This window comes from Pontixanthobacter sp. CEM42 (assembly GCF_017812015.1).
Taxonomy (GTDB): domain Bacteria; phylum Pseudomonadota; class Alphaproteobacteria; order Sphingomonadales; family Sphingomonadaceae; genus Pontixanthobacter.
The window spans coordinates 1,981,983-2,006,803 of sequence record NZ_JADQTN010000001.1 but is presented as its reverse complement, the minus strand read 5'-3'; the positions used below and the strand labels follow the sequence as shown (position 1 = coordinate 2,006,803).

The following is a 24,821-nucleotide window of genomic DNA, read 5'->3' as shown; positions in this document are numbered from 1 at the left end:
AACTGCGCGGCACACAGTTTTCATTAAAAACCCACTGGCAATTCACCGCACAACCGCGCAATGGAGCGCGCATGGCTACTCAGGCACATCAATCCAAACCCGCATTGGGCGAGCGCGAGATGATAGTGCTGATGGCTTTGCTGATGAGCCTGCAAGCCTTTGGCATTGATGCAATGCTGCCTGCGCTTGGCCAAATGGCGAGCGAAATGGGCGCAGGCGGAAACGAGCGCCAATTTGTCATTGGTGCCTATTTCTTGGGTGCGGGTGCCGGTGCTTTGTTACCCGGGGCGTTTGCCGATCGCTATGGCCGGCGACCGGTGCTGGCCGTTTCGCTGATCGCTTACATAGCGCTATCCATCGCCTGTGCTTTGGCGACCGATTACACGATGTTGCTGGCGTTTCGGCTTATCCAAGGTTTTGCCTGTGCCGGGCTGAGCGTAGTCCCCGCTGCGATTGTTCGCGATCATGTTGGTGGCGACCGGATGGCGCGATTGATGAGCCTGATCATGATGATTTTCCTGCTCGTCCCGATCCTCGCCCCAGCAGTGGGACAAGGCATTATGGTCCTAGCCGGGTGGCGCGCGATTTTCGGCGCGATGGCGGTGATGGGCCTGGCCGTTGGACTTTGGACTTGGATGCGGTTGCCGGAATCGCTGACCGACGAGAACCGGCAAGAGATCAATCTGCTGCCGATCCTGCGCAATATGGGTACCGCGATGACCAATCGCGGGGCAATCGGATACGTCGTGGGCAGCGCATTGGTGTTCGGATCGCTATTCGGCTTCCTCAATTCCTCGCAGCAATTGATCAGCGAAACATTCGATCAGGGCGAGAACTTCTATCTCATTTTTGGTGGTGCTGTTGTCGGCATGGTAGCGGCCAATTTCACCAATTCGCGGATAGTCGAGCGCTTCGGCGCGCGCAGGGTTGGGCACGCCGCTTTGCTGGCGTTTATCGCGGTCAGCGTCGCGCAGCTGTGGAGCGCCAGCCAGCCTCAGCAGCCGCTATACCAATTCATCATCCTGATGAGCCTGTCGATGGCGTCACTTGGCTTTATCGGCGCGAATTTCAGTTCGATTGCGATGCAGCCCTTCTACCATATCGCCGGTTCAGCGAGTTCGGCGCAAACCGCACTGCGCATGAGCACCGGCGCGGTTTTGGGTGCGCTGATCGGATCGCTCTATGACGGCACAGCAAAGCCACTAGCCGTGTCGATGCTGTGCTGCGCATTGGTGGCGCTGGCGTTCGTCCTGTTTAGCGAGCGCGGAAAATTGTTCGGGCGCAGAGTGCCGTCGACTGATTAGCTGTCGGTTTCGAGTTTCCGCCACGCCAGATCGGCAAATTCGCACAGCAAAGGCCGGGTATCGCGCGGGTCGATAATATCCTCGACATTGAAGAGCTCTGCGCTGCGGAAGGGCGATGTGACTTTGTCGAGCCGTGCTTTGATCTTTTCAAGCTCGGCAGCTGGATCATCGGCAGCGGCGATCTCGGACTTGTACGCCACCTCTAGCCCGCCTGCGATGGGCAGCGAGCCCCAATCGCCGCTCGGCCAGCAATAGCGATATTGATGACGATCCGCATTGCTCATTGCGCTGCCTGCGATCCCGTAGGCACGCCGCATCACTATACTCGCGAGCGGCACGGTCGCTTTGTAGATCGCGTTCATCGCTTGAACGCCATAGCGGATTGTGCCCGCCATTTCCGCCTCCCGCCCGATCATGAAGCCGGGATTGTCGACCAGATGGACAATCGGCAGGCGGAACTGGTCCGCGAGCTTCACGAAGCGCTCAACCTTCTCGCTGGTCTTGGCTTCCCATGATCCGCCGAGGAAACTGGGATCGCTCGCGACGACCATGACCGGCCAGCCATCTAGCCGCGCCAAGGCCGTGATCGCTGCACGACCCCAATTCTTGCCAATCTCGAACACAGTTCCCTGATCGAACAGCATGTCCATACCGCGGCGCATTGAATAGACCTGCTTGGGATCGCGCGGGACGAGGTTGAGTAGTTCTTCCTCACGGCGGTCGACCGGATCGGTGCATTCTGCGCGGCGCGCAGGCTGTCCGGCATATTCGGGCATGAAGCTGAGGAAATGGCGCGCGCGGACAAAGGCTTCGGCTTCGCTGGCGACTTCATCATCGACCACGCCGTTGCGGGTATGGATGTCGCTGCCGCCTAGATCTTCCTTGGCTTGTTGGTGATCATCCGCGCTTTTGTAGCTTGCGCCCAGTCCGTCGACCACGGCCGGCCCGGCTGCGAAGATTTGCGACAGTCCGCGCACCATAATCGAATAATGACTGGCGACGATCCGTGCCGCGCCGAGGCCTGCGGTTGGGCCCAGAGCCAGCGCGACAACCGGCACCGTATCCAGATTGGTCACCACATCGCTCCAGCCAGGGACAGCGGGAATATAGGTCGCGCCAATCTGTTCGAGCGTTTTGACCGAACCGCCGCCGCCAGTGCCGTCGATCATGCGAATGATCGGTAGTTTCAGCTCATGCGCCATACGCTCGGCTTGAACCATTTTGCGCTTGATCCCCGCATCCGCCGCGCCGCCGCGAATGGTAAAATCATCTGCCGTAGCGACGACCGGGCGGCCATGGACAGTGGCTTTGCCGAACAGGAAAGGTGCTGGCAGCACGCCCTCGAGATTGCCCTCTGCATCATACGAACCCTTACCCGCGATCTTGCCGATTTCGCGGAAGGAGCCTTCGTCGCATAGCGCCGCCAGCCTGGCTCGCGCATCCATTTTGCCGCGAGCATGTTGGCGCGAAACTTTCTCCTCGCCGCCCATTTGCTCGGCGAGTTGCTCGCGCTGACGGAGTTCTTCGAGTTCTTTTTGCCAGGTCATGAAATACCTTTGCCGTTCGGTTCGGGCGAAGTCGAGAACCTATGTGACAGAGGCGTCAACGTGTCTCGACTTCGCTTGACACAAACGGACGGGTTAGCTGTCTGCCGCTGGCTCCACCACCGCCAGCACAGCTTCAACCTGAACCTGCGCGCCGACGCTGGCATCCAGTTCCGTCACAACCCCGTCAAACGGAGCGGTCAGCGCATGCTCCATCTTCATCGCCTCGAGCACCATAAGGCGCTGTCCGGCGGTGACGCTGTCACCTTCGGCCACATCAACTGCGATAACCTTACCCGGCATGGGGGAGAGGATTGCGCCGTCTGCGGCGGAGGCAGTTCCAAGCCCATGCGGATGATCCAGTCCAATTGCGAAAGTTTGCGCTTTCTCTGTTACCAACGCCACAGCAGGTTCGGCAGACGACGAGAAAACTCCGTCCGGCCAATCCGTAGCTATGGGCGTTTCGATCGCTTCGCCATTGACAATGAGCCGGACAGATCGGTTCGCTTCTGCATTCAGTCTGAATCCAAGAACGGCATTTGCATCCGCTGGTGCGAACTCATCTGCTAAATGTTTTGCTGCTGTGGCTAAGGCTGTTTTGGATGGAGCGTCCTGCGGGATCAGATCATCTTCGTACTGCTCGACAAATCCGGTAGTCAGTTCGGCCGCTTCGAAAGCCCGATGATCGACCGCGCGATAGAGGAACGCGGCATTCGTCTTCACCGGCCAAACGGCCAGACCTTCAAGGCGGTCTTTCATCAAGACGATGGCGTTCGACCGGGTGTCGGAATGAACTATGACCTTCGCGATCATCGGGTCGTAAAACGGTTCCACGGCCAAACCGGCTTCATAGCCAGTATCGACGCGAACGTAGTCTTCGGGCATATGCCAGCGGGCAATTCGCCCAGTACTCGGCAAAAACCCGGTTGCCGGATCCTCCGCATAGAGCCGGGCCTCAATCGCATGCCCGTTAATCGCCAAATCCTCTTGCTTCAGCAGTATTTCCTCACCGCTCGCAACACGCAATTGCCATTCCACCAAATCCACTCCCGTGATCTCTTCAGTCACCGGATGCTCCACCTGAAGCCGCGTGTTCATTTCCATGAAGAAAATGCGGTCCGCGCGTAGGCCTTCGCTGGCGTCTGCGATAAATTCAATCGTGCCTGCACCGACATAATCGACCGCTTTTGCTGCACGAATTGCTGCGCAGCATATTTCTTCCCGCGTTGCAGCATCCATGCCTGGTGCGGGGGCTTCTTCGATGACTTTCTGGTGGCGTCTTTGCAGCGAGCAATCGCGTTCAAACAGGTGCACGACATTGCCGTGGCTATCGCCGAAGATCTGTACTTCGATATGGCGCGGCGAGGTAATCCATTTTTCCAGCAGCACATCATCATTGCCGAAACTGGCTTTGGCTTCGCGCCGGCAAGATTCCAGATCGGCCTCAAAATGCTGCGCAGCATCGACTTTTCGCATTCCTTTGCCGCCGCCACCTGCAACGGCCTTTATCAGGACGGGAAAACCAATTGCATCGGCCTCTTTCTTGAGACGCTCTACCGATTGATCTTCCCCCAGATAGCCGGGTGTCACGGGAACGCCCGCTTCCTGCATCAGCGCCTTAGCTGAGTCTTTCAGACCCATTGAACGGATACTGTCAGGGTTGGGACCGACCCAGATCAGACCGGCCTTCTGCACCGCCTCTGCGAAGTCGGCATTCTCCGACAGGAAGCCGTATCCCGGATGGATCGCCTCGGCGCCGGTTTGCTTGGCCGCAGCGATAATCTTCTCGCCAATCAGATAGCTCTCGGCGGCGGGGCTGGGGCCGATATGCACGGCCTCGTCAGCCGAGCGAGTGTGCAGGGCTTTGGCGTCGGCATCCGAATAGACCGCAACGGTCGCTACGCCCATTTCGCGGGCTGTGCGGATGATGCGGCAGGCAATCTCGCCGCGATTGGCGATGAGGAGCTTTTTGATCATGCTGGCAGGATTAGAACCACTCTCCGTTCGTGTCGAGCGTAGTCGAGACACATAAAGCGAGGCATCTCGACTACGCTCGATGCGAACGGTTGGTTAGGTCGTGCTTGCTGCTAACTCTCTGCGAGACCAGCGCGGCATTTCGTCGGGTTGGCGCGGATTGTTTGCCAGTGCCTCAATGAATGCAGCCGACACATGGCGCAGCTTTGCGGCTTTAGAAATATAGACCCGGTGATCCCACGCCGCAGGGCCTAGCCGCCGGACCTCATGCCCGATCGCGGTATAGATGCGCGCGGCGGACAGGATCGCCCAGCGGCTGTGAAACGGCAGCTTAGCTGCGCCCAATTTGGAGGCCTGGGAATGGCCTTCCATTAGCGTGACCAGCTTGGCCGCCATATCGGCGAGTTCTTGCCGGTGGTGCGGCTTTGTATGTTGGCCGGGCTCGATATCCTCCTCGACCAGCCACTCGACAGGCAGATAGCAGCGGTCAGCCGCATCATCTTCGGTGATATCGCGCGCGATATTGGCAAGCTGGAATGCGAGACCCAGATCGCAAGCCCGATCCAGCGTGTCTTCATCATCGGGCGCGATGCCCATCACCACGGCCATCATCACTCCGACGGCTCCGGCGACGTGATAGCAATATTGCAGCAAATCTCCTTCGCCGCGCGGCCGCCAGTCCTTGGCATCGAGAGCGAATCCGGCGATCACATCATCGGCCATTTCGCGGGTCAACCCGCATTCCTTCGCGACCAGCCCGAACGCATCGAATGCGACATCGGCGGTCGGCAGCCCTTCAAAGGCGCGGTCGGTAAGGACGCGGATCGATTTAAGCCGGTCTTCGGGATTGGATTGGTCACCCAGCTCACCACCCATGTCCTGCGCATCGGCAATATCGTCGCAGCGGCGGCACCATGCGTAGAGCAGCCACACCCGCTCGCGTGTGCGCTTGTCGAACAGCATGGAGGCGGCGGCGAAGCTCTTGGATCCTTCTTCGATGGATGCACGGGCCTTGGCCACCAGCGCCGCCCGATTGCGTCCGCCACCTGCCTGATTGGGCGTGTCACGCATAAACCGCGACGGCGCGAGCGGACGCTCTGTGGTCACAAATCATCCGCCTTCATTTTGAAGATCGGCGTGTGCGGGACGTAGCTGGCCATTTTGTCGAGCAGTGCGTCCATCGTGTCCGCCGCGATCAGGATATTCTGGTGCGCAGGCCTGACAAAGCCAACTTCGGCCATCTTCGCATTGAATGAAATCAGATCGTCGAAGAAACCGAATGCGTTGAGCAGGCCCACCGGATCGCTGTGATAACCCAGCTGCGCCCAGCTCATCGCTTCCCACAATTCGTCCATTGTCCCGACGCCGCCGGGGATGGTGATGAAACCATCGGACAGATCGGTGAATGCCTTCTTGCGTTCATGCATTCCGGGGACGGTGTGGAGTTCTGTACAATCCGTGTTGGCGACTTCGCTTCCTGCGAGCGCCTCGGGAATTACACCGATAACCTCGCCGCCTGCATCCAGGGCGCCTGAGGCAACCGATCCCATCAGGCCAAGCCGCCCGCCGCCATAGACGACGCCGATGCCGCGCTGCGCTAGTGTCTCACCGACATGGTGGGCAAGTTCCATATAACGCGGATCTTCGGGTGTGGCGGAGCCGCAATAGACAGCGATTCGTTTCATTGCGTACTTTCCAAGATGCTAGTCATATTGGTCCCAGTCTGAGCAGAGGCGTGCATGAATGGCGGCGTCGGATGAACCCTCGGCGACCTGCACGACAATAGCTTTGTCATCCCGGCCCAATAGTTTTTCATCCGCCGAAACATATAGCACTTTCGTGCGCATCAGTTCTTTCTCATCACACTTCGCAAGGAAATCGCCGAGCGCGTAAATATCTTTGTCGCCATCAATTTTCGCGAATGATAAAATTGCCGCTGTTGTGATCCGTCCTCCGCCTGTGGTGTTGCTGCGAATGCTGTCGGTCTTTAGATAGAAGCTGTTATTCGTGCCTTCGATTACCGCATATCCGGCGGGTACAGGGAGCGCCGTTTCGGCTTGCACTGATATTGGCAGAGTCATCGTTGCTGCAAGAAGGATAGGGTACGTTAGAAATCTCATCCCTTTAAATCCTCGATCATCAATCCGGCGGTCGCCTTAGCACTGCCGACCACGCCGGGAATACCCGCGCCGGGATGTGTGCCAGCGCCGGTCAGGTAGAAATTGTCGATCACATCGTCGCGGTTGTGGCCGCGCAAATAGGCGCTTTGCCACAGGACGGGCTCGAGGCTGAATGCACTGCCCAAATGCGCGTTCAGATCCTGCTCGAAATCCTTCGGCGCATAGTGGAATTTGGTCACGATCCGGTCATGGATGTCGGGGATCAGCCGGCGACCGACTTCGTCGAGAATGCGCTTTTCCAAAATCGGGCCGATCTCGTCCCAATCGACCGCGAGTTTGCCCATATGGGCGACCGGAACCAGCGCGTAGAATGTGCTCTTGCCTTTGGGGGCCATGCTCGGATCGGTGACCGTCGGGTGGTGCAGATAGATGCTGAAATCCTGCGGCAGCACGCCGTGATCGTAAATATCATCGAGCAGGCCTTTATAGCGCGGGCCGAACAGGATCATGTGATGCGGGATGCCGGGCCAAGTGCCTTCCAGTCCGAAATGCACCACGAACAGGCCGGGGCTGTAGCTTTTGCGCGCCAGCTTCTTGGTATTGTCTTTCCCGCGTTTGCTGTCTGACAGCAGGTCGCGATAGGAATGCATGATATCGGCATTGCTGGCCACCGCATCGAAGCGTTGTTTGAAGCCGCTCTTGGTCTCAACTTCGGTCGCTTTGTTGCCAATCGTGTGGACCTGAACCACCGGATCGCCGACCATCATTGTCCCGCCGAGCCGTTCGAAATGGCGGATCATTCCTGCGATCAACCGGTTGGTGCCGCCGCGCGTCCACCAGACACCGCCGTCTTTTTCCAGCTTGTGGATCAGAGTGTAAATCGCGCTTGTTTTGAACGGGTTTCCGCCCACTAACAGCGTGTGGAAGCTCAGCGCCTCACGCAATTTCTCGCTCTTCACAAAGCTGGAAATCATCGAATAGACGCTGCGCCATGCCTGCTTTTTGACGAGCGCAGGGGCGGCTTTGAGCATGCTCTTGAAGTCAAGGAACGGGATAGTACCGAGCTTGACGTAGCCTTCTTCATAAACACCAGCCGAATATTCGAGGAAACGGCGATATCCTTCGACATCTTCGGGATCGAGCTTGGCTATCTCTGCGTTTAGTTCGGCTTCGACATTGGAATAATCGAAATTGTGTCCATCAGGCCAGTTGAGCCGGTAGAAGGGATGGACCTTCATCAGCTCGACATCTTCCTTCATGTCGTGGCCGGTCAGTTCCCACAATTCTTCCAGGCAGGGCGGATCGGTTATGACGGTTGGTCCGCCGTCGAAAGTAAAACCGTCCTTCTCCCAGAAATACGCGCGGCCACCCGGCTTGTCGCGCGCTTCGATCACAGTCGTCTGAATGCCTGCCGATTGCAGACGGATGGCGAGCGCCATACCGCCAAAGCCGGAGCCTACGACACAGGCGGTTTTACCCGTGTTTCGGGCAGTCTGCGCGACTGCGCCTTTAGGCCCGGATTCAATATCCAATTCGGGCGACTTGGTGCCTGGATCGGTACTTGTGACGGTGGTGCCGCTCATCTAATTCTTCTCCTTATGCGCAGCCAATGGTGCGCCTTTGCCGGTCAGAGCCGCGATGGCTCTGAAGACAGATACGGGCGGCTTGCCAATAAGGACGCGTGCTTTGTCCCCAAGGCGTGAATTTCCTGCGTAGAACCTCTCCACCAGCGATTCAGACAGGCGGTAGAAATGCTCGAATATCTTGTACCGCTTGGCGGGTTCCGCGGCGCCGAACAGCATTGAGCCGAGCTTACGGTAGAATTTGGTGCGCTTCCAATGGCGGCGCGCGCGCGTTTCCAGCAAAGCAGCCAATTGCTCGCCGGGAAGCAAAGCGTCTTCAGCAATCGCGAGTGCTGTCTCGACGGCGAATGGCAGTGTGTAGCTACTCAGCGGATGGACAAAGCCGCCGCGTGCGCCCGCAATGCTGACACCTTCAATCTCTTGATCGGCCTGATAGGCGCGGAAATCGCCGCCGGTAATGACAGGGAGAATGCCCGACTCGCCGCCCAAGATGTCGCCGTCCCAACCATGCTTCGCGCAATATTTGTCGAGGCGGCTGGACAAGGCGCTACGGTCGAGCACAGGCTCGTCGGCGTAGTATGTATCTTCGACAAATAGCTCATTCACGCCGAGCGGTAGAACATAGACGAACCGGTACGCACCAGCTTCCTTATAGGGCGCGAGTTGCTCGACCGTTGCATCCATGATGATCGGGCGTTCGACACCGTGCGGTTTGTGGGTTCGGGTGCGGCGACCCATGAAAATTTGCCAACCGCCAGTGAATTGCTCACCCGGTTTTGAGCTGCGACAATCGATAACCGTCCGTGCGGAAATACGTTGCCCGTTTTCGAGCGTGACGCCCTTGCCGTCGAGCGCTGCGACCGGGCGGTTAGTCAGGATCGTTTGATTGCCCATTTCACGGCGCAACGCAGCGTCGAAATCGCTCGATGTTAAAGATCGGTAGATCGAGTTCAGCTTGCGGCGATATGCAGGAAAGCGAACTTCATATCCGTCCCACTCGGCCTTGCGGAATGGCGACATAAGATCAGTGCCAGCATCGTCGAGATCGCTGTCGAACCAGCTCCACCGGTGGTTCCCGCCCAGCGTTTCACCGGCTTCAATCAAGGTAATTTGCATTTCCGGATGCCGCCGCCGCAGGGCAAGTGCGATCAGTCCGCCAGCAAGACCGCCGCCAACTATCGCGATCTCGGTTCGGCTATCTGCTGGTAATGTTTGCGAACGCCCGGTCATTATCAGATTGCCCTAGGGTGCAACCTCTCGCGGAGCAATTGCCTTGCACAACAAAACTGCTGTGGCACAAGGTGGTATGACACTGACAAGCACACTTCTTCCTCACCGCAGGGCGATCATCGCTTCTATCGTTCTGGTTCTCATCACGCTCGCCGTGTTGTTCGCGATGGATCGGCCGCCGATCTGCGAATGCGGCTATGTCAGCCTGTGGTACGGTGATATCAATTCCTCAGGTAACAGCCAGCATCTGTCAGATTGGTACACGCCGAGCCATATCATCCACGGGATGCTGTTCTATGGGCTGGGGTGGTTGCTGTTCGTGAAACTCGGCCTGGGAGCCAAAGATGGCGGTCAACCTGTTGCGCGCTGGAGTTTCACGTTGGCTATCGCATTGGAGGCGGCGTGGGAGATCGTGGAGAACACCCCGATGGTGATCGACCGGTATCGCTCGGTCACAGTCAATTTTGGTTATGCGGGCGATAGCATCATCAATTCTTTGGCCGATCTGGCCTGGATGAGCTTCGGCTTTTATCTCGCGCTGAAATTGCCGGTGCGGGTCACCGTGGTGCTCGCCATTATCATGGAGATTGTCGCGGCAATGGTCGTGCGCGACAATCTTACGCTCAATGTGATCATGCTCGTCTGGCCGTTTGAAGCGATTAGAGAATGGCAGGGCATGGGTTAATTGCTACCCGGCAGGAACAGCGGACTTCTTGCACCGTAATAACGATCAAACAGAGGTTTGATATGACACGAAGCATTCTAACCGGGCTCGTATGCAGCGCGCTCACCCTTACTGCAGCACCTGCTCTGGCGCAGACCGAAGAAGCGCCGACCGGCCCACCAGCGGGTCCGCCTGAGGGCGTGCAAGCCGGACAAGGCGGACCACCCGATTCTGTGTTTGATGACACTTGGATCAATATCGGCTTCGGTGTCGCGTATAGCCCCAGCTATAGTGGGTCGGACGATTACGTGTTTAATCCGCTGCCCGTGGTGCAGGGTAGCGTGGCTGGCGTTGATATCAGCCCGCGTCCAGCCGGGCTGGCGCTCGATTTCATTCCTGACACCGATGATGGCCCGAATATCACTTTTGGCCCTGCTATCCGTCTGCGCAACGATCGTGCCGACCAAATTGAAGATCCGGTTGTTATCGCTGCGGGTGAGCTTGATCGCGCTGTCGAGGTTGGAGCAGCGACGGGGATCAGCTTTCCGAAATTGCTCAATCCGTTCGATAGCCTGACACTGGGCGCGGATATCCGCTGGGATGTCGCTGGCGCGCATGGCGGTATGGTTATTGACCCGAGCATTACCTATTCGACGCCGGTCAATCGCGGGACGTTTGTATCGCTGTCGCTTGGGACCGAATATGCGAGCGATGATTTCGCTGACTATTATTACTCGGTGAGCGCAACCCAAAGCGCGGCAAGCGGCCTGCCGCAGTTCGTTGCAGATGGCGGTTTCACCAAAGTCAGCGCGACTACGCTGGTGGCCGTCGATATGGATGGCAACGCGCTGAATGGCGGACTCAACGCCGTGGTCATCGGCGGCTATTCGCGGCTGATCGATGATGCGAAGAACAATCCATATACCGCGATACGTGGTAAGGCAGATCAGTTCTTTGTCGGCGTCGGGCTGGGCTATACGTTCTAAGACGAGAGTTTTTGCGCTCTCAGTTCGCGGCGCTGGCTCTGGCGGTTCATCTTCTCGCGCATCTCGCGGGTGATTGGTTTTCCGGGTGAGAGCGGCAGAGTGCGTTGTCCATCCAAGTCCAAGCCGTAGATTAAACCGTCTTCGCCCAGCCAAGCGACAGCCTGCACTTCATCGCCGATTGTTTCCAGCTTGGCCTTCATGCTCGCTGAATCGAGCGTGATCAGCCACTCATCATAGGTTGATTTGAAAGTGACTTCGGCAATGAGGTCGTCTTCACTGATATGCCTCTGCAATCGGGCAAAACCATGCTTCTCGCGGCCGCCATTATGCACTGACCAGCGTTTCATACGCAGACGTGAATGGTGCAGGCTCGCCCAGATCAGCATGAGACCGAACAGAGCCAAAATGATCTGCAAGAACAGCGGCGGCTCGTTATCGGTCGTCACATATCCGGCCGCAAAAGCAACCAGTCCAATCCCGACAATCAAACCCAATATTCCGCGCATGGCCCGCCTCCCGTTCTCCGGTCGGCGAGCCTTTTAGCGGTTTAAGGTTAAGACTTATTCGTCGTCCGGAGCCGCCGCGCCCTTGGCGTTCTCAGCGAGCTCAGGGCGCGGACCCGGAATTGGTGCCTTGCGGTCGCCGGTCTTGAGGTAGGTGTCGAACCACCGCATCATCCGCAGATTATAGTCATAGCGCGCCGCAGCCATGCGGTTGCCGTGACCTTCACCCGGATAGAGCACGAGCCGCACCGGCGTATCGGGCTTGCGCACCTTGATGTTGCGATAGAGCTCGTAGCTTTGCGACGGGGCAACGCGCGGATCCTCAGCGCCGTGCATAATCAGGATCGGTGTTTCGGCGTTTTCAACGTGGTAGATCGGGCTAACTTCGAGCATGCTCTGCCAATCCTGCCATGGCCATTTGAGGCTATGAACATTGAACATTTCACGCGGAATATCGGTCGTGCCGAATTTGCTGATCTGGTTGGAGATACCGACGAACATCACGCTGGCTGCGTACTCGTCCGAATGCGCGGTCGCTCCCCATGCCGTGGCATAACCGCCATAAGAACCACCGGTGATACCAGTGCGATCAGGATCAGCTATGCCTTCGGCGACAAGGTGCCGCTTCGCATCGATGATGTCGTTAAATTCTTTGCCGGCATAATCGTTCTGGTGCTGCTTGGAGAAAGCAACGCCATAGGCAGTAGAACCGCGATAGTTTGGCAAGAACACCGCGTAGCCTTGGCCTGCGGCAACTTGGCCAGGCTTGCTATAGGCAGTCAGCCAGCCATTGCGCTCATGCGCCTCTGGGCCGCCATGGACATTCATGATCAGCGGAGCGCCGCCGGCGGGGGCGCCGCCAACAGGCTCGATCAGAATGCCTTCAATCTCTTGTCCGTCGCGCGCTGTGTAAGTGACCACGCTCTGCTTGCCGAAAGTGATGTCTGACAACCAATCATTGTGATTGGTCCAGCGGGTGATGGTGCCCGTTTGGTCTACTTCGAACAATTCGCTGGGATGTTCCGCGCTGCTGGCCCGGAAGACCACGCGGGTACCGCCAGCATCGATTCCTGTCACTGCGAGGCCTGGCGCTTCAATCTCATTCAGCTGGGTGCCGTTAGCGTCGTATAAGCGCAGGAAGCTCGTCGCGCCTTTGTGGATGACTGTGGCCAGTTGCCCGGTGCCAAGGAATTCAGCGTCCACGGCTGCTTCAGCGGCACCGGCATTGACGGCGGAATATTCGCCAGTTGCCATGTCCACGAGGTGCAATGTGGTGGAGGCCGGGTCATTCTCGTCAACGCCCGCGATCAGAGACAACTTAGTGCTGTCTGGCGAGATCTCCACGTCGCCGATTTTACCGGGTGTCTCGACGACCGCGGTTACATTGCCGCTGGCCAGATCGATCACATTGACACGTTTGAGAGTATAGCTGTCATCGACATTCGGCGTTGGGGCAGTGTTGACGATGGCCTTTGTGCCATCAGGAGCAATCTGGAAGCTGCTGACATAGCCGGGCACGCTAATTTCTGCCGGCTCTGCGTCGACTTCCATGCCGACTGAGGCAGAGAACATGCGATTAAGGCGCGCTTCTTCCTCATAGACGATAGCGTTGAAGCCGCCCTTCTTCTGTTTGTCGCGTTGCTTATCTTTTTCCGCACCGACCAGCATATAGAGAGTCGATCCATCGGGGCTCCAAGCGTGCGAACGGACGCTGGAATCTGCAACCTCGGCAAGCTTGCGCTGTGCGCCGCCATCAACCGGGATACCCCAAACCGCGCGGCCATCATCATCGTCATGCTTCCAGTTGAAGCTGATCATGCTGCCATCGGGTGAGAAAGTTACGCCGGATGGGCTGACATCAGCAGGCAGGAAAACGCGCGCATTATCGGGACCGGTCGCAACGCTGAGCTGCTGCTTGGAAGAACCATTGTCTTCGCCTTCGGTGACATCAGGCATGCTCGACGTCGTATAGGCAACACGGCTACCATCAGGGGAGACAACAATCGCGCCGACGCTTTCCAGCTTCGCGACATCTTCTGGTGTCATCGGGCGGGCGGATGCGGTTGCGGCAATCGATACCGAGCCAAGCAAAGTGGCTGCGAGCAGAAGCTTGCGAGTCATTGTGAATTTTCCTCTCGTGACGAACTGTTATGGCAACGCTCAATACCGAAAGTAGTTTCCGATGCAACCGGGCGAGCGGACAGTGATCCCCGTCAGCGGCGCGCTTGCGGCGGAGCACGAAGCAGGGGCAACGAAGGTGCCGTGGCCCCCACAAAGAACGTCCATTGGAAATCTAGTAACGGACTCGGACGCCTGCGTAGAATTCGCGACCAGCGGGATCGTTAAGGCCGCTGACGATATTCAGCGAGCTGCCATTGTCGAGCCCGGTGGGAACGAACGGGCCGTAGTCATCGAACAGGTTGTTCACCCCGCCAAAAATCCTGAAATTCTCGTCGGGTCCGAAATCGTAGGCCGCGTAAATACGATGATAATCCTGCCCACTAACTCGATAAAAGCGGTCATCGGTCGGATTGGGATCGCTTTCGATGTCGTCAACCCCGCCGCCTTCGTAAGTCATGGTGTAAGAGAGGCGGAAGCCGCCAGTGCGATATCCCACCCGCAGACGGAATTCATCGTTCGGGCTGCCAATCTCGCCGAGCGGCGAGGTGGTTATGATTGTCCCGCCGATCCCTTCGAAAGTGACTTCATCCGTGAAATAATGGCTATAGCGCATGTCGATGTCGAACCGGCCAGGAATGAACCCCGGCTCGAAGCGATACAGCAGCTGTGCGTCGATGCCTTCGACCAATTCCTCATTGAGATTCTCTTGGAAGTTGATCACTTCGGTAACCGCGCCATCGGCAGGATTGCGTGTAATCACGTCGCAGAACCTGTTGTTGGGATAGTCGGCTGCGGAATAGCATAGATCGACCGTATTTTGTGTGCTGATCGAGGTGATCGCATCGCTGATTTCGATACGATAGTAATCCACCGCCAAAGTCAGGCCGGGAATGAAATTCGGTGTAAACACAAGGCCTGCCGTGAATGTGTCGGCGGTCTCTTCCTGTACGTTGGGATTACCGGCATTGGGACCCTGCACCGATCCTGGGCCATCGAAACCGATTACCTGATTGGTGTCCGGATCGATGTTTGCCGGATCTGCAAAAAAGGCCTGAATACCTGGCTCTGCGAGACAGTTCGCCGCGACGATCGCCAGGTCGGCATTTTCGCCGCCCGTTCCCGACAAAGTGCTCAGTCCCGACCCGTCGGGCAACAGGCCTTCGCACGGATCAGTCAGGCCATCCGCGTCAGGGCGAGGCGGAGAAAAGATTTCCGTCAAGTTCGGCGCGCGCTGTGCACGGGCATATTGTCCGCGTAGCCGCAGCCAGTCGGTCGGGCGGAAACTCAGGCCCGCATTGTAACTAAAGATCGTGCCAATTGTATTGTAATCCGCAATCCGGCCCGCAAGTTGCAGATCGAGCATATTGTCGATCAAGGGAATTTCGAGCTCGCCGAAGACTTCCTTGACCTTGTAGCTCACATCGACGCTCGGGAAGGTTGCGAGGCTGGTCTGATCGAAGTCGATATCGGGGACAAAGCCCGGCGTGTCGCGAGTCGCGCCATCGTTGAGATCGCGCACACCGTTGATGCCCGCGAAGTCATCACCATCGGGGTCGCCGAAGGTTTCTTGCCCCTCATAACGATATTCCACGCCAAACACAGCCTTGACCGGACCGGCCCAGATATCGAACAGGTCTCCGCGCACGAATGCGCCGGTGCTGAACTGGGTGCGTGTTTGCGCCGCTCTACCGATATACCGGATATAGTCGGCAGCTGCTTGAGAAACGGTCCCTTCGCCAAAAATGTTCAACGGCACGCAGCCCTCTGCTCTGGCCAACGCACGCGCACATTGGACGGCCCCTCCGGCCGAGACTTCTACATTCAAGGCATCTTGTGCCCTACGCATGTTGTATTCACCGGTGTTGACTTGGTCCTGACGGAATTTTCCGAACGTCGCATAGGCTTCGTATCGGAAGCTCGGTCCAAGTTCGCCGGTGATTTCGGCCATTAACCGGTAGGTTTCGCGATCATTGAGCCGCTGTTGTTGGCCCAGTTCGACCAAACGGCGGTCATAATCGACCGAGCCAGAACGGGTTTCTTCGACTTCGGGCGGAATAAATGGGTGATCGGCGGCAATATTCCCGATCTGGCCGGCATTCGGCCCAAAAGTATCGCTGTGATTGAGCGTTTCAAAACCACCGAAAGTGTTCGATGAGACGAAGTTATACAGACCAAGCACCGAAACTTCGAATGCGGGCGAGAACTCGTAGGTCAGATTCGCGCCAACATTGAAGATCTCGCGTGCGCCCAGCAGGCTTAGCCCGGGGCGGAAATTGTACCCGTCGAAATCGCCAAGAAAATCTTGTGAGCCGGTTCGGTCGTCGGGTTGCAGCGAACGGTCATTGAACCAACGTCCGTTGACGAACCACGCGTCGGTATTCTCGAACACGCCCCCGGGTGTGCTTTGACTGAGAGATCCGAGCAGGCAATGGCGATCTTCATTGGCCGGATCGCACCCGGGTTGGTTGATTTCGTTGGCAAAACTATTTGCACTGTTGTTGAGCGGATCGTCAAACTCTAACGCCAAGATTGATTCCGGGCGCGTGGCGTCGGCCCGGATGGCGTTTACATCACGGTAGCTTCCTGAAAGCAGGACGTAGCCACGATCATCGGAAAATCGCTGCGCGGCCGTGAAGCCAACGCGGAAATCTTCACCTCCGCTTGCCTCGGGTGTCATATAACGGGCGTTAAACTCGAGACCTTCGAAGCTGTCTTCGAGGATGAAATTCACGACTCCGGCGATGGCGTCAGAGCCGTAAACCGCAGAAAATCCCCCGCTGACAACATCGACTCGTTTCAACAACCCTTCTGGTATGGTTGAAAGACTTACGCGATCCGAGTTACCCGAATTGGAAACAGCCCGCTTGCCATTGATCAGGGCCAATGTGCGATCGTCACCGAGACGGCGCAGACTGATTGTTGACAGCCCGCTGGTCTGGATCAGATTGTTGCTGCTTTGCGGTGAAATAGAAGGGGAAACGCCCGGAAGTTCGATCAAGGCCTCTTGCAGATCGACCGTGCCTGTTTCTTGGATATCTTCAGCGCTGAGTATCTGAAGCGGGACCGATGAGTTTTCGATCGGACGTTCGATGCGAGATCCGGTCACAATGATAGGGTCGTTATCCGGTATCACAGGCTGGTCGCGCGGCAGCGTTGTATCGGGCTCGCTATTATCTTGCGCCGACGCGGCTGTGCCGCCGAACACCAATCCGGCAGATGCAAGGCAAGTGAACACCAACAGACGGCTCTTGAACGATGACATATTGTTTTCCTCCCAAATCAATATTTGTTCATAGATTGCTCACAGTCGTTGCCATTGTGCCAGTTCGTAATTAGGAAATACCTATGCAAAATTTGCATAACGTTGCGGAGTGCATCTAGTTGGACATCAAATGGCTAGAAGATCTGCTTCATGTCGTTGAGTTGGGCAGCTTTTCGCGGGCTGCCGAAACACGCCACGTCACCCAGTCAGCGCTTAGCAGACGCATCCAGTCGCTCGAACTATGGGCCGGTTCGGAACTGTTGGATCGTTCGCACCATCCAATAACGCTCACACCGCAAGGTGAAGACTTTATCCAGACAGCACGAGAGATCGTCGCCATGAGTGAAGAAGCCCAGTCTCGCATTGCCGCCTCGGCGCGCACAGCAGACTATGAGGTGCATCTCGCCTGTTTGCATACTCTTGCGCTCGCATTCGTGCCGAAGCTTGTGGCGGATCTGACCGAACGGATCGGACCTTTTGGCATCTCGATCACTGCCGATGCGAGAACCGTTGAAGAGTATCTTCTCAGCCTCACAAATGGCAGCAGCGACATGTTTTTGTGCTACAGTCATCCATCGGTAAAGTTCGATATCGACCAGGAAAAATTTCCGAACCTGGTGATCGGTGAAGATGCAATGGTGCCTTACTGCGGCCCCCAAGATGCCAGGCTTTATATCGGCGAAGCCGAAAAGAATGAAATTCCTTATCTCAAATATTCAGATTCGACATTTATGGCGCATGTCGTCCGGTCGATCATTTCCGCAAATGACTTCGGGCCTCGCCTAGTCCCGAAGTATCGCGCGTCGCTGGCCGAAAGTCTTATGACCGCCGCCGAAAAACGGCTCGGTCTTTGCTGGGTTCCGCATAGTTTGATTGGAGAGGGCGCTCCAAGGGCGGAACTGATTCCGAAGGAGTGGATGTCGGCCATGAGTATTCGCATCTACCGCTCGGTCGAAAATAACAATCCGGTGGTCGATAGGATATGGGCGGCGTTGTCTGATCCGGTTTGAATGGCCTCGCTCGGTTGGTTCGCCTTCCGCTGGCTTGCTATGTTCTTGCCGAAGCAAACGGTTCGCTGCATGAAGGGTGCAACAGGGAGATACCACAATGTTCGGGCTTACCAAATTACTAGCGGGCGCTGCTGCGGTTTCGCTTGCATTAGCCGGGTCATCGGCGCTTGCGGAGACCACTTATATCCACGCAGGTTCGGTGATTGCCGATGCATCGGGTGCGGCAAGTGGTCCTTCGACCATCGTGGTCACGGATGGTAAAATCGTATCGATTGAAAGCGGTCATGCAGAACCTGTCGGTGGGGCCGAAGTGGTCGACCTTGCCGGAAAGACCGTCCTTCCCGGTCTGATCGATTTGCACACACATTTGTCGGGCGATCCAAGCGGCGAGTTCTGGCGTGCTGCGACCAATCCTCCCGAATGGTACACTTTGATAGCGGCCAAGAATGCGCGGATCACGGCGCTCGCTGGCTTCACGACAGTACGCGACCTAGGCTCGCGTAGCGATCAAGTCACCCAATCCTTGCGCCGCGCCACCGCATCGGGCGTAGTGCCGGGGCCGCGCATTGTAACGTCGGGTCGGACCATTGCGATTGTCGGCGGGCACGGCGACATCAATGGCTTTCGCCGCGAAGTGAATGATGCGCTCGGCACCAGCTTTGCCTGCACTGGAGCGACCCAATGCGCCGAGATGGTGCGGACGGCTTCGAAATACGGAGCAGATCTGATCAAGATCACTGCTACCGGCGGCGTGCTGAGCCAGCAGGGGCGCGGGCTAGAGGCGCATTTCAGCGATCCCGAAATGAAAGCGATCGTCGACACGGCTGAATCGCTTGGTCTGAAAGTTGCCGCCCATGCGCACGGTGCGCGCGGTATCGAGGCGGCGGCGCGTGCTGGTGTCCATACGATCGAACACGGCACCTATATCGATGCGCAGGCTGGTCGTGTGATGAAGGAAAATGGTACTATTCTGGTCCCGACCCTAATGGCGTTCCAAGGCATCAGGGTGAACCTTGGCAAGGGTTTCTACACGCCGGTTGTCGAGAACAAAATCCGCGAAGTGGGACCATTTGCAGAAAGCATTGTCGAACGAGCCAGCGAATATGGCGTAAAGGTTGCCTTTGGCACGGACGCCGGTGTCTTCCCGCATGGACAGAATGCGGGCGAGTTCGCTTTGTTGACCAAAGGCGGGATGACCAACCGTCAAGCGCTCGCAAGTGCGACCACAATTGCTGCCGAAGTGATTGGGCTTGAAAGTGAGATTGGCCGTATCGCACCGGGTTATTCAGCCGATATCATCGCGGTGGATGGCAATCCGCTGACCGATGTAACGGTGCTTGAAGATGTTGATTGGGTAATGGTGCGCGGGCGGGTCGTGGAATGATAATCCAACGGCAAAATTACTTTTCAGCGACGGTCAGCTTTTCATAAGCAAGTTCCAGCGTATCGATGGCAATTTCGTTGCTTTCAGCTTTCAGATCGCTGCCGGTTAGTTTTGTCGGGAACGCATTGTTCAGCGTCCAAGTCATTTTTGGATCACCAACTTCGTCCAGCAGCGCTACCGTAACGGTGCGCCGTTCTATCGTGTTCATCTTTATTTGCTCATACCAGTCCCAGAACTTGCTGCTCTGGGTGAACATTCCCTTGCGCATGGTAATGTTGCCGACCCGCGCGATGCCGGGCATTTTTGTTGGGGCGAAGGCCGGACTATTGCTGTGGCGATATTCGATCACTTGGCTCTCGCTTTCCAAACCTTCGACCTGCTGAAATGAGACGGTTTCGCCATCGCCAAGATCGACTGAAAAATAGAATTTCGGCATTGGCCACACATTGTCCTGCGTTTCTCCGGCCATTCAGCCCTCCGCTATTTTTTGTTTGAAGTTGAGGGCGATAAATTCGGCCGGGTGGAGCATCGATACACGGACCTCCACGACCATATAGCCTTCCAATATGTCCTGCGCGGTCATGGTTGAACCCAAACCGCATTCAACCGAAAAAGCTTGGCTCGGGGTGTTCCCCATCAGTCCGCCTTGTGCCCAAGTCTGCTGCAGGAAATTGGAAATGGCGGACACTACAGTGGCCCATGTTTTTCCATCATTGGCTGCAAAGACGAAAGGCATCATCGCGTTCTTGATCGATTGCTCGATGTAGATCAGCGTGCGCCGCACTTGGATGTAGCGCCAATCATTGCTGTTGCCGTCCAATGTCCGGGCACCCCACGGCACCGTGCCGCGTCCGGGGAAACTGCGTATCGCACAGATCGATTTTCCGTCGAGCGGAACGTTTAAATCCTCTTGCTGATCATTGGTAATGTCTATTGTCGGTGCGATCACAGAATTGAGCGATACATTCGCCGGAGCGTTCCAGACGCCTTTGGTGTTGTCGACGCGCGCCATGACGCCCGCCATGGCTGCACTGGGGGGTAGAGTTCCCAAAGTGCGCGCCAAACGATCTTCAAGCTGTTTGAGTACTGGTAGTACGGAGGTTAGTTCACTCTCTAACGTCGCAATTGCTGCGTCGTCTGCGGGCGCGTCGTGATGATCAGGGTCGATCTTGGCAATCAGCGCATCAACGGCGTCTTTATGTGCATCTTGATACAACAATGCACATTGCGTCTTGAGTATCTCTTTCAGATCGGTGTGATCGAAGAATCTGTAGGTGATGTCGATTGACGAAAAAGCGGACGTTCGCAGGAATGGGAAATAGGCCGCGCCATAGGATAAATCATCGGCCTCTATTCCCGCGCGGAAGGCGGATACGACCGTATTGAGATCCTTCTGGAATTGCAAAGCTGTCTCGCCGTTGAGGTGCCCTGTTCCATACACATCGATCAGCGCAATGCGGTTCTTCAACGTGTTACACTGCGCCAGCATAGCATTGGCTACATCGTAGAAATCGTTCGATTGTGCCCACTTTTGATCCGAATTCGGCGGCAGCAGGACAGCATCGGGAATGGCGAGCATCGTTGCGTCTTCCGCTTCTTTGCATGCATCGATTCCGGCCAGCAGGTCGTCTTTCGCCACTACGGTGTTAGCGCCATTGTCGGTGAAGGTGCCGACAGAGACTATGTAGCAAGTCCCGCCACCGTTTTCGTAAAACAGCTTGATGCTGCGATAGAGGTTGAATCGAGCGGCATTGTCATGCTTGATCGCATAATAGCGTTCGGTTCCGGCAGCGCGATCGATAATCGTCGCATCAACCGATCCCGCATTTGCCGGTGCAGGGACCTCTGAAATCTTGAAACTTGGCTGATAAGGTCCACCAAATACCGCAAGAAACTCGGCGAGTGAGGCGACTTTGACCGGCTTGCCGTACATGGATTTACCGCCAATATCGGCTCTTTCGGTGTAGCCAATGAAAGCGGGAAGCGCAGTCTCGACGCCGACAACTGAAGGCGGAAAAGCATCCACCTCCGTAACATATACTCCGGGATATCGTATTGTTGGCGGCATAGGTTCCGGGCCTCACTTAGACATCGCTGTAACAAGATGGCCTATCGGGACAATCGAACATCCTATAAGCCTGTGATGCGAATATTGCGGAGCGGACATGATGACCGATAGGATAAAACAGACTCTGACAATGCTTGGCACTATGCTGTTGGTTGCACCCACCGCAGCGCAAGAGGCACCGATTTGCCAGAACGAACTGGTGGTTCTGGGCGCAGGACAGGATGCTGGCGCACCGCAGATCGGCAATGCGGATGATGATGGGCCGCGCTTGTTACCGAGTTCACTGGCTCTGATCGACCGGGTCGCGGGGAAGCGATATCTGTTCGATGCCACGCCCGCGATTACCGAACAGCTAGCGATGCTTGATGCGATTGAGCCTCCTAAGGAGGGGCTCGGTATAGATGGCATCTTCCTTACCCACGCGCATATCGGGCACTATCTCGGCCTGGTCTATCTGGGGCGAGAAGCCGCTGGAGCAAAGAATGTACCGGTTTACGCGATGCCGCGTATGGCGGAATTTTTACGTACAAATGGTCCCTGGAGCCAATTGGTTGAGCTTGAGAATATCGATATCCAAGTCCTATCTGCGCCCTCTATTCATGCTGTAGATCAGAATCTTATTGTTGCGCCGTTCCTTGCACCTCACCGCGATGAATATTCGGAAACCGTGGGCTATGTGATGATCGTTGCTGGCAAATCCGTGATGTATCTGCCCGACTTTGACAGTTGGCAAAAAATGGATGAGCTTGGCGGCGGGACCGCAAATTTGACGGACGGCATAGAAGCCGTTTTTATCGACGCGACTTTCTATGACGACAATGAGCTACCTGGCCGTGACATGTCGCAGATCCCGCATCCGCGCGTCACCGAGACGATGGATCTATTGAAAGATCTACCGCCCAAAGAACGCGCCAAGGTCCATTTCATCCACTACAACCACACCAACCCGATCCGCGATCCAGAAAGTGCTGAGAGCCGTGAAGTCGGGGCAAACGGCTTCAATATCGCGCGGCGCGGCGACAGGTTCTGTCTCGATTGATCGAACTGCAATACCCATTGGTCGATAGGGCCGGGTATTGACGGCACCAACCCGCCTAACCCACAGTCAGAAAATTCAATTCTCAGGGGACTACCACATGACGATTCTTCGCACCGCGCTGCTTGGCGCATCGGCTTTGGCGCTCGCTGCTTGCGGCGCTAACGATGCCGAGGTCGCTTCTGCGAATACTGTAGCGGCTACCCCGGCTGAAACAGCTGATGTCATGGAGTCAGCACCAAACGCAGAGGTAGAAAGCGAGAAGCTATCGGCACTCTTCGCAGCTGCTGACGAAGCCAATCTCAAACTCAATCCGATCAGTGCGCTGTTCCGCGGTGATATGCGTTATGCGGACAAGATCGGTGATTTCCTGACTGACGAATATGTCGCGCAGGATATCGCGAACGCAAAAGTCAATCTGGCGGCTCTTGCTGAGATTGACCGCACGGTACTGAATGCGACCGATAAGATTGCATATGACGTTTTCAAATATAATCAGGAGCAATCGCTCAAGGGTAATGCACCCGAAATTCGCGCGCTGACCGAAGTGCGTCCGGTGAACCACTTTAGCGGGTTCCATACATTCTACCCGACCTTTGCCAGCGGGCAGGGCAGCGCGCCCTTCGCGACCGTGGAAGATTACGAAAACAATGTATCGCGGCATAAGGACTATGTCGCGATAACCGATCGCTCGATTGCCAAGTTTCGTGAGGGCATGGCCAGCGGCGTGTTCGAAACGCAGCTGACAATCAACAATGTGATCGAGCAGCTCAACACACAGCTGGGTCAGAGCATCACAGAATCCCCTTTGTGGGGTCCGATGAAGAAATTCCCCGACGAATTTTCCGATGAAGACAAGGCCCGTCTCGAGGCAGATCATCAGGAAGCCATCAGCGCAATTTACGCTGCCCATGCACGGCTGCGCGATTTCTTGGTCGAAGAATATCTACCCGTCTCGCGCGAAACCGTCGGTCTTAGTCAAATGAAGGGCGGCGATGTTCTCTATGCTCAAATGATCGAGAACACGACGACGTTGCCGTTAAGCGCGGACTATCTGCACAATCTCGGACTGTCCGAAGTGAAACGCATCCTTGAAGGGATGGAAGGCGTCAAACAGGAGGTCGGCTTTGAAGGAACCCTGCAGGAATTCTTTGAGCACCTGCGAACCGATCCAAAGTTCCAACCCGAAAGCCGCGAGTGGCTGACGCAGGATTATTACCGGATTGGTAAAGTCGTGGATGCCAAGATCGGCGACTATTTCTCGCTCACGCCCAAGACTCCGCTCGAAATTCGCCCCTACGAGCCGTTCCGCGAGAAATTCCAGGCGGGCGGGTCCTATCAGGCCGGTTCGGCTGACGGATCGCGTCCAGGCATTTTTTACTTTAATGCCTATGATCTGCCGAGCCGCAATATCATTGGCAACACCACGCTCTATCTGCATGAAGGGGCGCCGGGGCATCACTTCCAGATCAGTCTGGCGCGGGAGAATGAGGATATCCCGGCATTCATGCGCTTCGGTGGAAACACCGCTTATGTCGAAGGCTGGGCACTCTATTCGGAGACTATCGGTTACGAGATGGGCCTGTTCGATGATCCCTATCAGCGGATGGGTACACTGGCGGACGAGCAGCTTCGTGCAATGCGGCTAGTGGTCGATACCGGGCTCCACACCAAAGGGTGGACCCGCGATCAGGCGATCCAATATATGATCGACAATTCATCGATGGGGCAGACTGACGCAACGGCAGAGGTCGAACGCTACATCGCGATCCCGACACAGGCGCTTGCTTACAAAGTCGGCGCGCTGAAAATTCAGGAGCTGCGCAAGAAGGCAGAGACTGAATTGGGCGATGGTTTCGACATCAAAGGTTTCCATGCGCAAGTGCTCGATACGGGTGCGTTGCCACTACCTGTGCTGGAGAAGAAGATCGACGATTGGATTGCCAGCCAGTCGATGTAATCGGCGCAAAAGCTGAGACCAAAAAATTCTGATTTCCCGTGTAACCGGTTCGCATGCTAGTGCGAACCGGGG

19 protein-coding genes are annotated in these 24,821 nt (G+C 56.5%); 7 read left to right on the top strand and 12 right to left on the bottom strand.

The window, feature by feature from the left end; translation table 11 throughout:
• Nucleotides 1-71 precede the first annotated feature (71 nt).
• A complete protein-coding gene (locus J9777_RS09500; protein WP_209348458.1) occupies nucleotides 72-1,304 on the top strand; it encodes a multidrug effflux MFS transporter in 1,233 nt (410 codons plus the stop codon).
• On the opposite strand, the gene J9777_RS09495 is transcribed toward J9777_RS09500, so the two are convergent.
• The 7 genes from J9777_RS09495 to crtY form a co-directional block, all read right to left on the bottom strand.
• The gene (locus J9777_RS09495) at nucleotides 1,301-2,851 is read right to left on the bottom strand and encodes a carboxyl transferase domain-containing protein (protein WP_209348457.1); all 1,551 of its coding nucleotides are present in this window, start codon (nucleotides 2,849-2,851) and stop codon (nucleotides 1,301-1,303) included. The genes J9777_RS09500 and J9777_RS09495 overlap by 4 nt on opposite strands.
• A 93-nt stretch (nucleotides 2,852-2,944) precedes the next feature.
• The gene (locus J9777_RS09490; RefSeq protein WP_209348456.1) at nucleotides 2,945-4,825 is read right to left on the bottom strand and encodes an acetyl/propionyl/methylcrotonyl-CoA carboxylase subunit alpha; all 1,881 of its coding nucleotides are present in this window, start codon (nucleotides 4,823-4,825) and stop codon (nucleotides 2,945-2,947) included.
• 93 nt (nucleotides 4,826-4,918) lie between these two features.
• Nucleotides 4,919-5,893, bottom strand: coding sequence for a phytoene/squalene synthase family protein (locus J9777_RS09485; RefSeq protein WP_209348680.1), 975 nt, complete (start codon nucleotides 5,891-5,893; stop codon nucleotides 4,919-4,921).
• A gap of 32 nt (nucleotides 5,894-5,925) precedes the next feature.
• Nucleotides 5,926-6,507, bottom strand: a complete 582-nt coding sequence (locus J9777_RS09480; protein ID WP_209348455.1) for a TIGR00730 family Rossman fold protein — start codon at nucleotides 6,505-6,507, stop codon at nucleotides 5,926-5,928.
• Between the two features lie 18 nt (nucleotides 6,508-6,525).
• Entirely contained in the window at nucleotides 6,526-6,942 is a 417-nt protein-coding gene (locus J9777_RS09475; protein WP_209348454.1) for a hypothetical protein, read from the bottom strand.
• Complete coding sequence (locus J9777_RS09470; RefSeq protein WP_209348453.1) at nucleotides 6,939-8,525, bottom strand: phytoene desaturase; 1,587 nt, start codon at nucleotides 8,523-8,525, stop codon at nucleotides 6,939-6,941. The genes J9777_RS09475 and J9777_RS09470 overlap by 4 nt, the downstream gene beginning before the upstream one ends.
• Nucleotides 8,526-9,755, bottom strand: coding sequence for a lycopene beta-cyclase CrtY (gene crtY / locus J9777_RS09465; protein WP_209348452.1), 1,230 nt, complete (start codon nucleotides 9,753-9,755; stop codon nucleotides 8,526-8,528).
• 76 nt (nucleotides 9,756-9,831) lie between these two features.
• Here crtY and J9777_RS09460 point away from each other — a divergent pair, with 76 nt between their 5' ends.
• Complete coding sequence (locus tag J9777_RS09460; RefSeq protein WP_209348451.1) at nucleotides 9,832-10,440, top strand: DUF2585 family protein; 609 nt, start codon at nucleotides 9,832-9,834, stop codon at nucleotides 10,438-10,440.
• 62 nt (nucleotides 10,441-10,502) lie between these two features.
• On the top strand, nucleotides 10,503-11,405 hold the full coding sequence (locus tag J9777_RS09455) for a MipA/OmpV family protein (RefSeq protein ID WP_209348450.1): 903 nt from the start codon (nucleotides 10,503-10,505) through the stop codon (nucleotides 11,403-11,405).
• On the opposite strand, the gene J9777_RS09450 is transcribed toward J9777_RS09455, so the two are convergent.
• From J9777_RS09450 to J9777_RS09440, 3 genes are all read right to left on the bottom strand, one after another.
• On the bottom strand, nucleotides 11,402-11,911 hold the full coding sequence (locus J9777_RS09450) for a hypothetical protein (RefSeq protein WP_209348449.1): 510 nt from the start codon (nucleotides 11,909-11,911) through the stop codon (nucleotides 11,402-11,404). The genes J9777_RS09455 and J9777_RS09450 overlap by 4 nt on opposite strands.
• A 54-nt stretch (nucleotides 11,912-11,965) precedes the next feature.
• Nucleotides 11,966-14,029, bottom strand: coding sequence for a S9 family peptidase (locus J9777_RS09445; protein ID WP_209348448.1), 2,064 nt, complete (start codon nucleotides 14,027-14,029; stop codon nucleotides 11,966-11,968).
• 172 nt (nucleotides 14,030-14,201) lie between these two features.
• Nucleotides 14,202-17,291, bottom strand: a complete 3,090-nt coding sequence (locus J9777_RS09440) for a TonB-dependent receptor (RefSeq protein WP_209348447.1) — start codon at nucleotides 17,289-17,291, stop codon at nucleotides 14,202-14,204.
• Nucleotides 17,292-17,410: 119 nt separating this feature from the next.
• Here J9777_RS09440 and J9777_RS09435 point away from each other — a divergent pair, with 119 nt between their 5' ends.
• Both J9777_RS09435 and J9777_RS09430 read left to right on the top strand, forming a co-directional pair.
• Nucleotides 17,411-18,301: a LysR family transcriptional regulator gene (locus J9777_RS09435; protein ID WP_209348446.1), complete on the top strand. Its 891-nt coding sequence runs from the start codon at nucleotides 17,411-17,413 to the stop codon at nucleotides 18,299-18,301.
• Nucleotides 18,302-18,398: 97 nt separating this feature from the next.
• Nucleotides 18,399-19,685 (top strand): amidohydrolase family protein, encoded by a 1,287-nt coding sequence (locus J9777_RS09430; RefSeq protein ID WP_209348445.1) that lies wholly within the window; start codon nucleotides 18,399-18,401, stop codon nucleotides 19,683-19,685.
• A gap of 16 nt (nucleotides 19,686-19,701) precedes the next feature.
• On the opposite strand, the gene J9777_RS09425 is transcribed toward J9777_RS09430, so the two are convergent.
• Nucleotides 19,702-20,154, bottom strand: a complete 453-nt coding sequence (locus J9777_RS09425; protein ID WP_209348444.1) for a phage tail protein — start codon at nucleotides 20,152-20,154, stop codon at nucleotides 19,702-19,704.
• A complete protein-coding gene (locus J9777_RS09420; protein ID WP_209348443.1) occupies nucleotides 20,155-21,711 on the bottom strand; it encodes a phage tail sheath C-terminal domain-containing protein in 1,557 nt (518 codons plus the stop codon). It abuts the gene before it with no gap.
• 139 nt (nucleotides 21,712-21,850) lie between these two features.
• On the opposite strand from J9777_RS09420, the gene J9777_RS09415 reads away from it, so the two are divergent.
• Together J9777_RS09415 and J9777_RS09410 are read left to right on the top strand one after the other, a co-directional pair.
• Nucleotides 21,851-22,792 carry an MBL fold metallo-hydrolase gene (locus J9777_RS09415; protein ID WP_245228560.1) on the top strand — a complete coding sequence of 314 codons (942 nt, stop codon included), beginning with the start codon at nucleotides 21,851-21,853 and terminating at the stop codon, nucleotides 22,790-22,792.
• 97 nt (nucleotides 22,793-22,889) lie between these two features.
• Entirely contained in the window at nucleotides 22,890-24,749 is a 1,860-nt protein-coding gene (locus J9777_RS09410; RefSeq protein ID WP_209348442.1) for a DUF885 domain-containing protein, read from the top strand.
• Nucleotides 24,750-24,821: the final 72 nt, after the last annotated feature.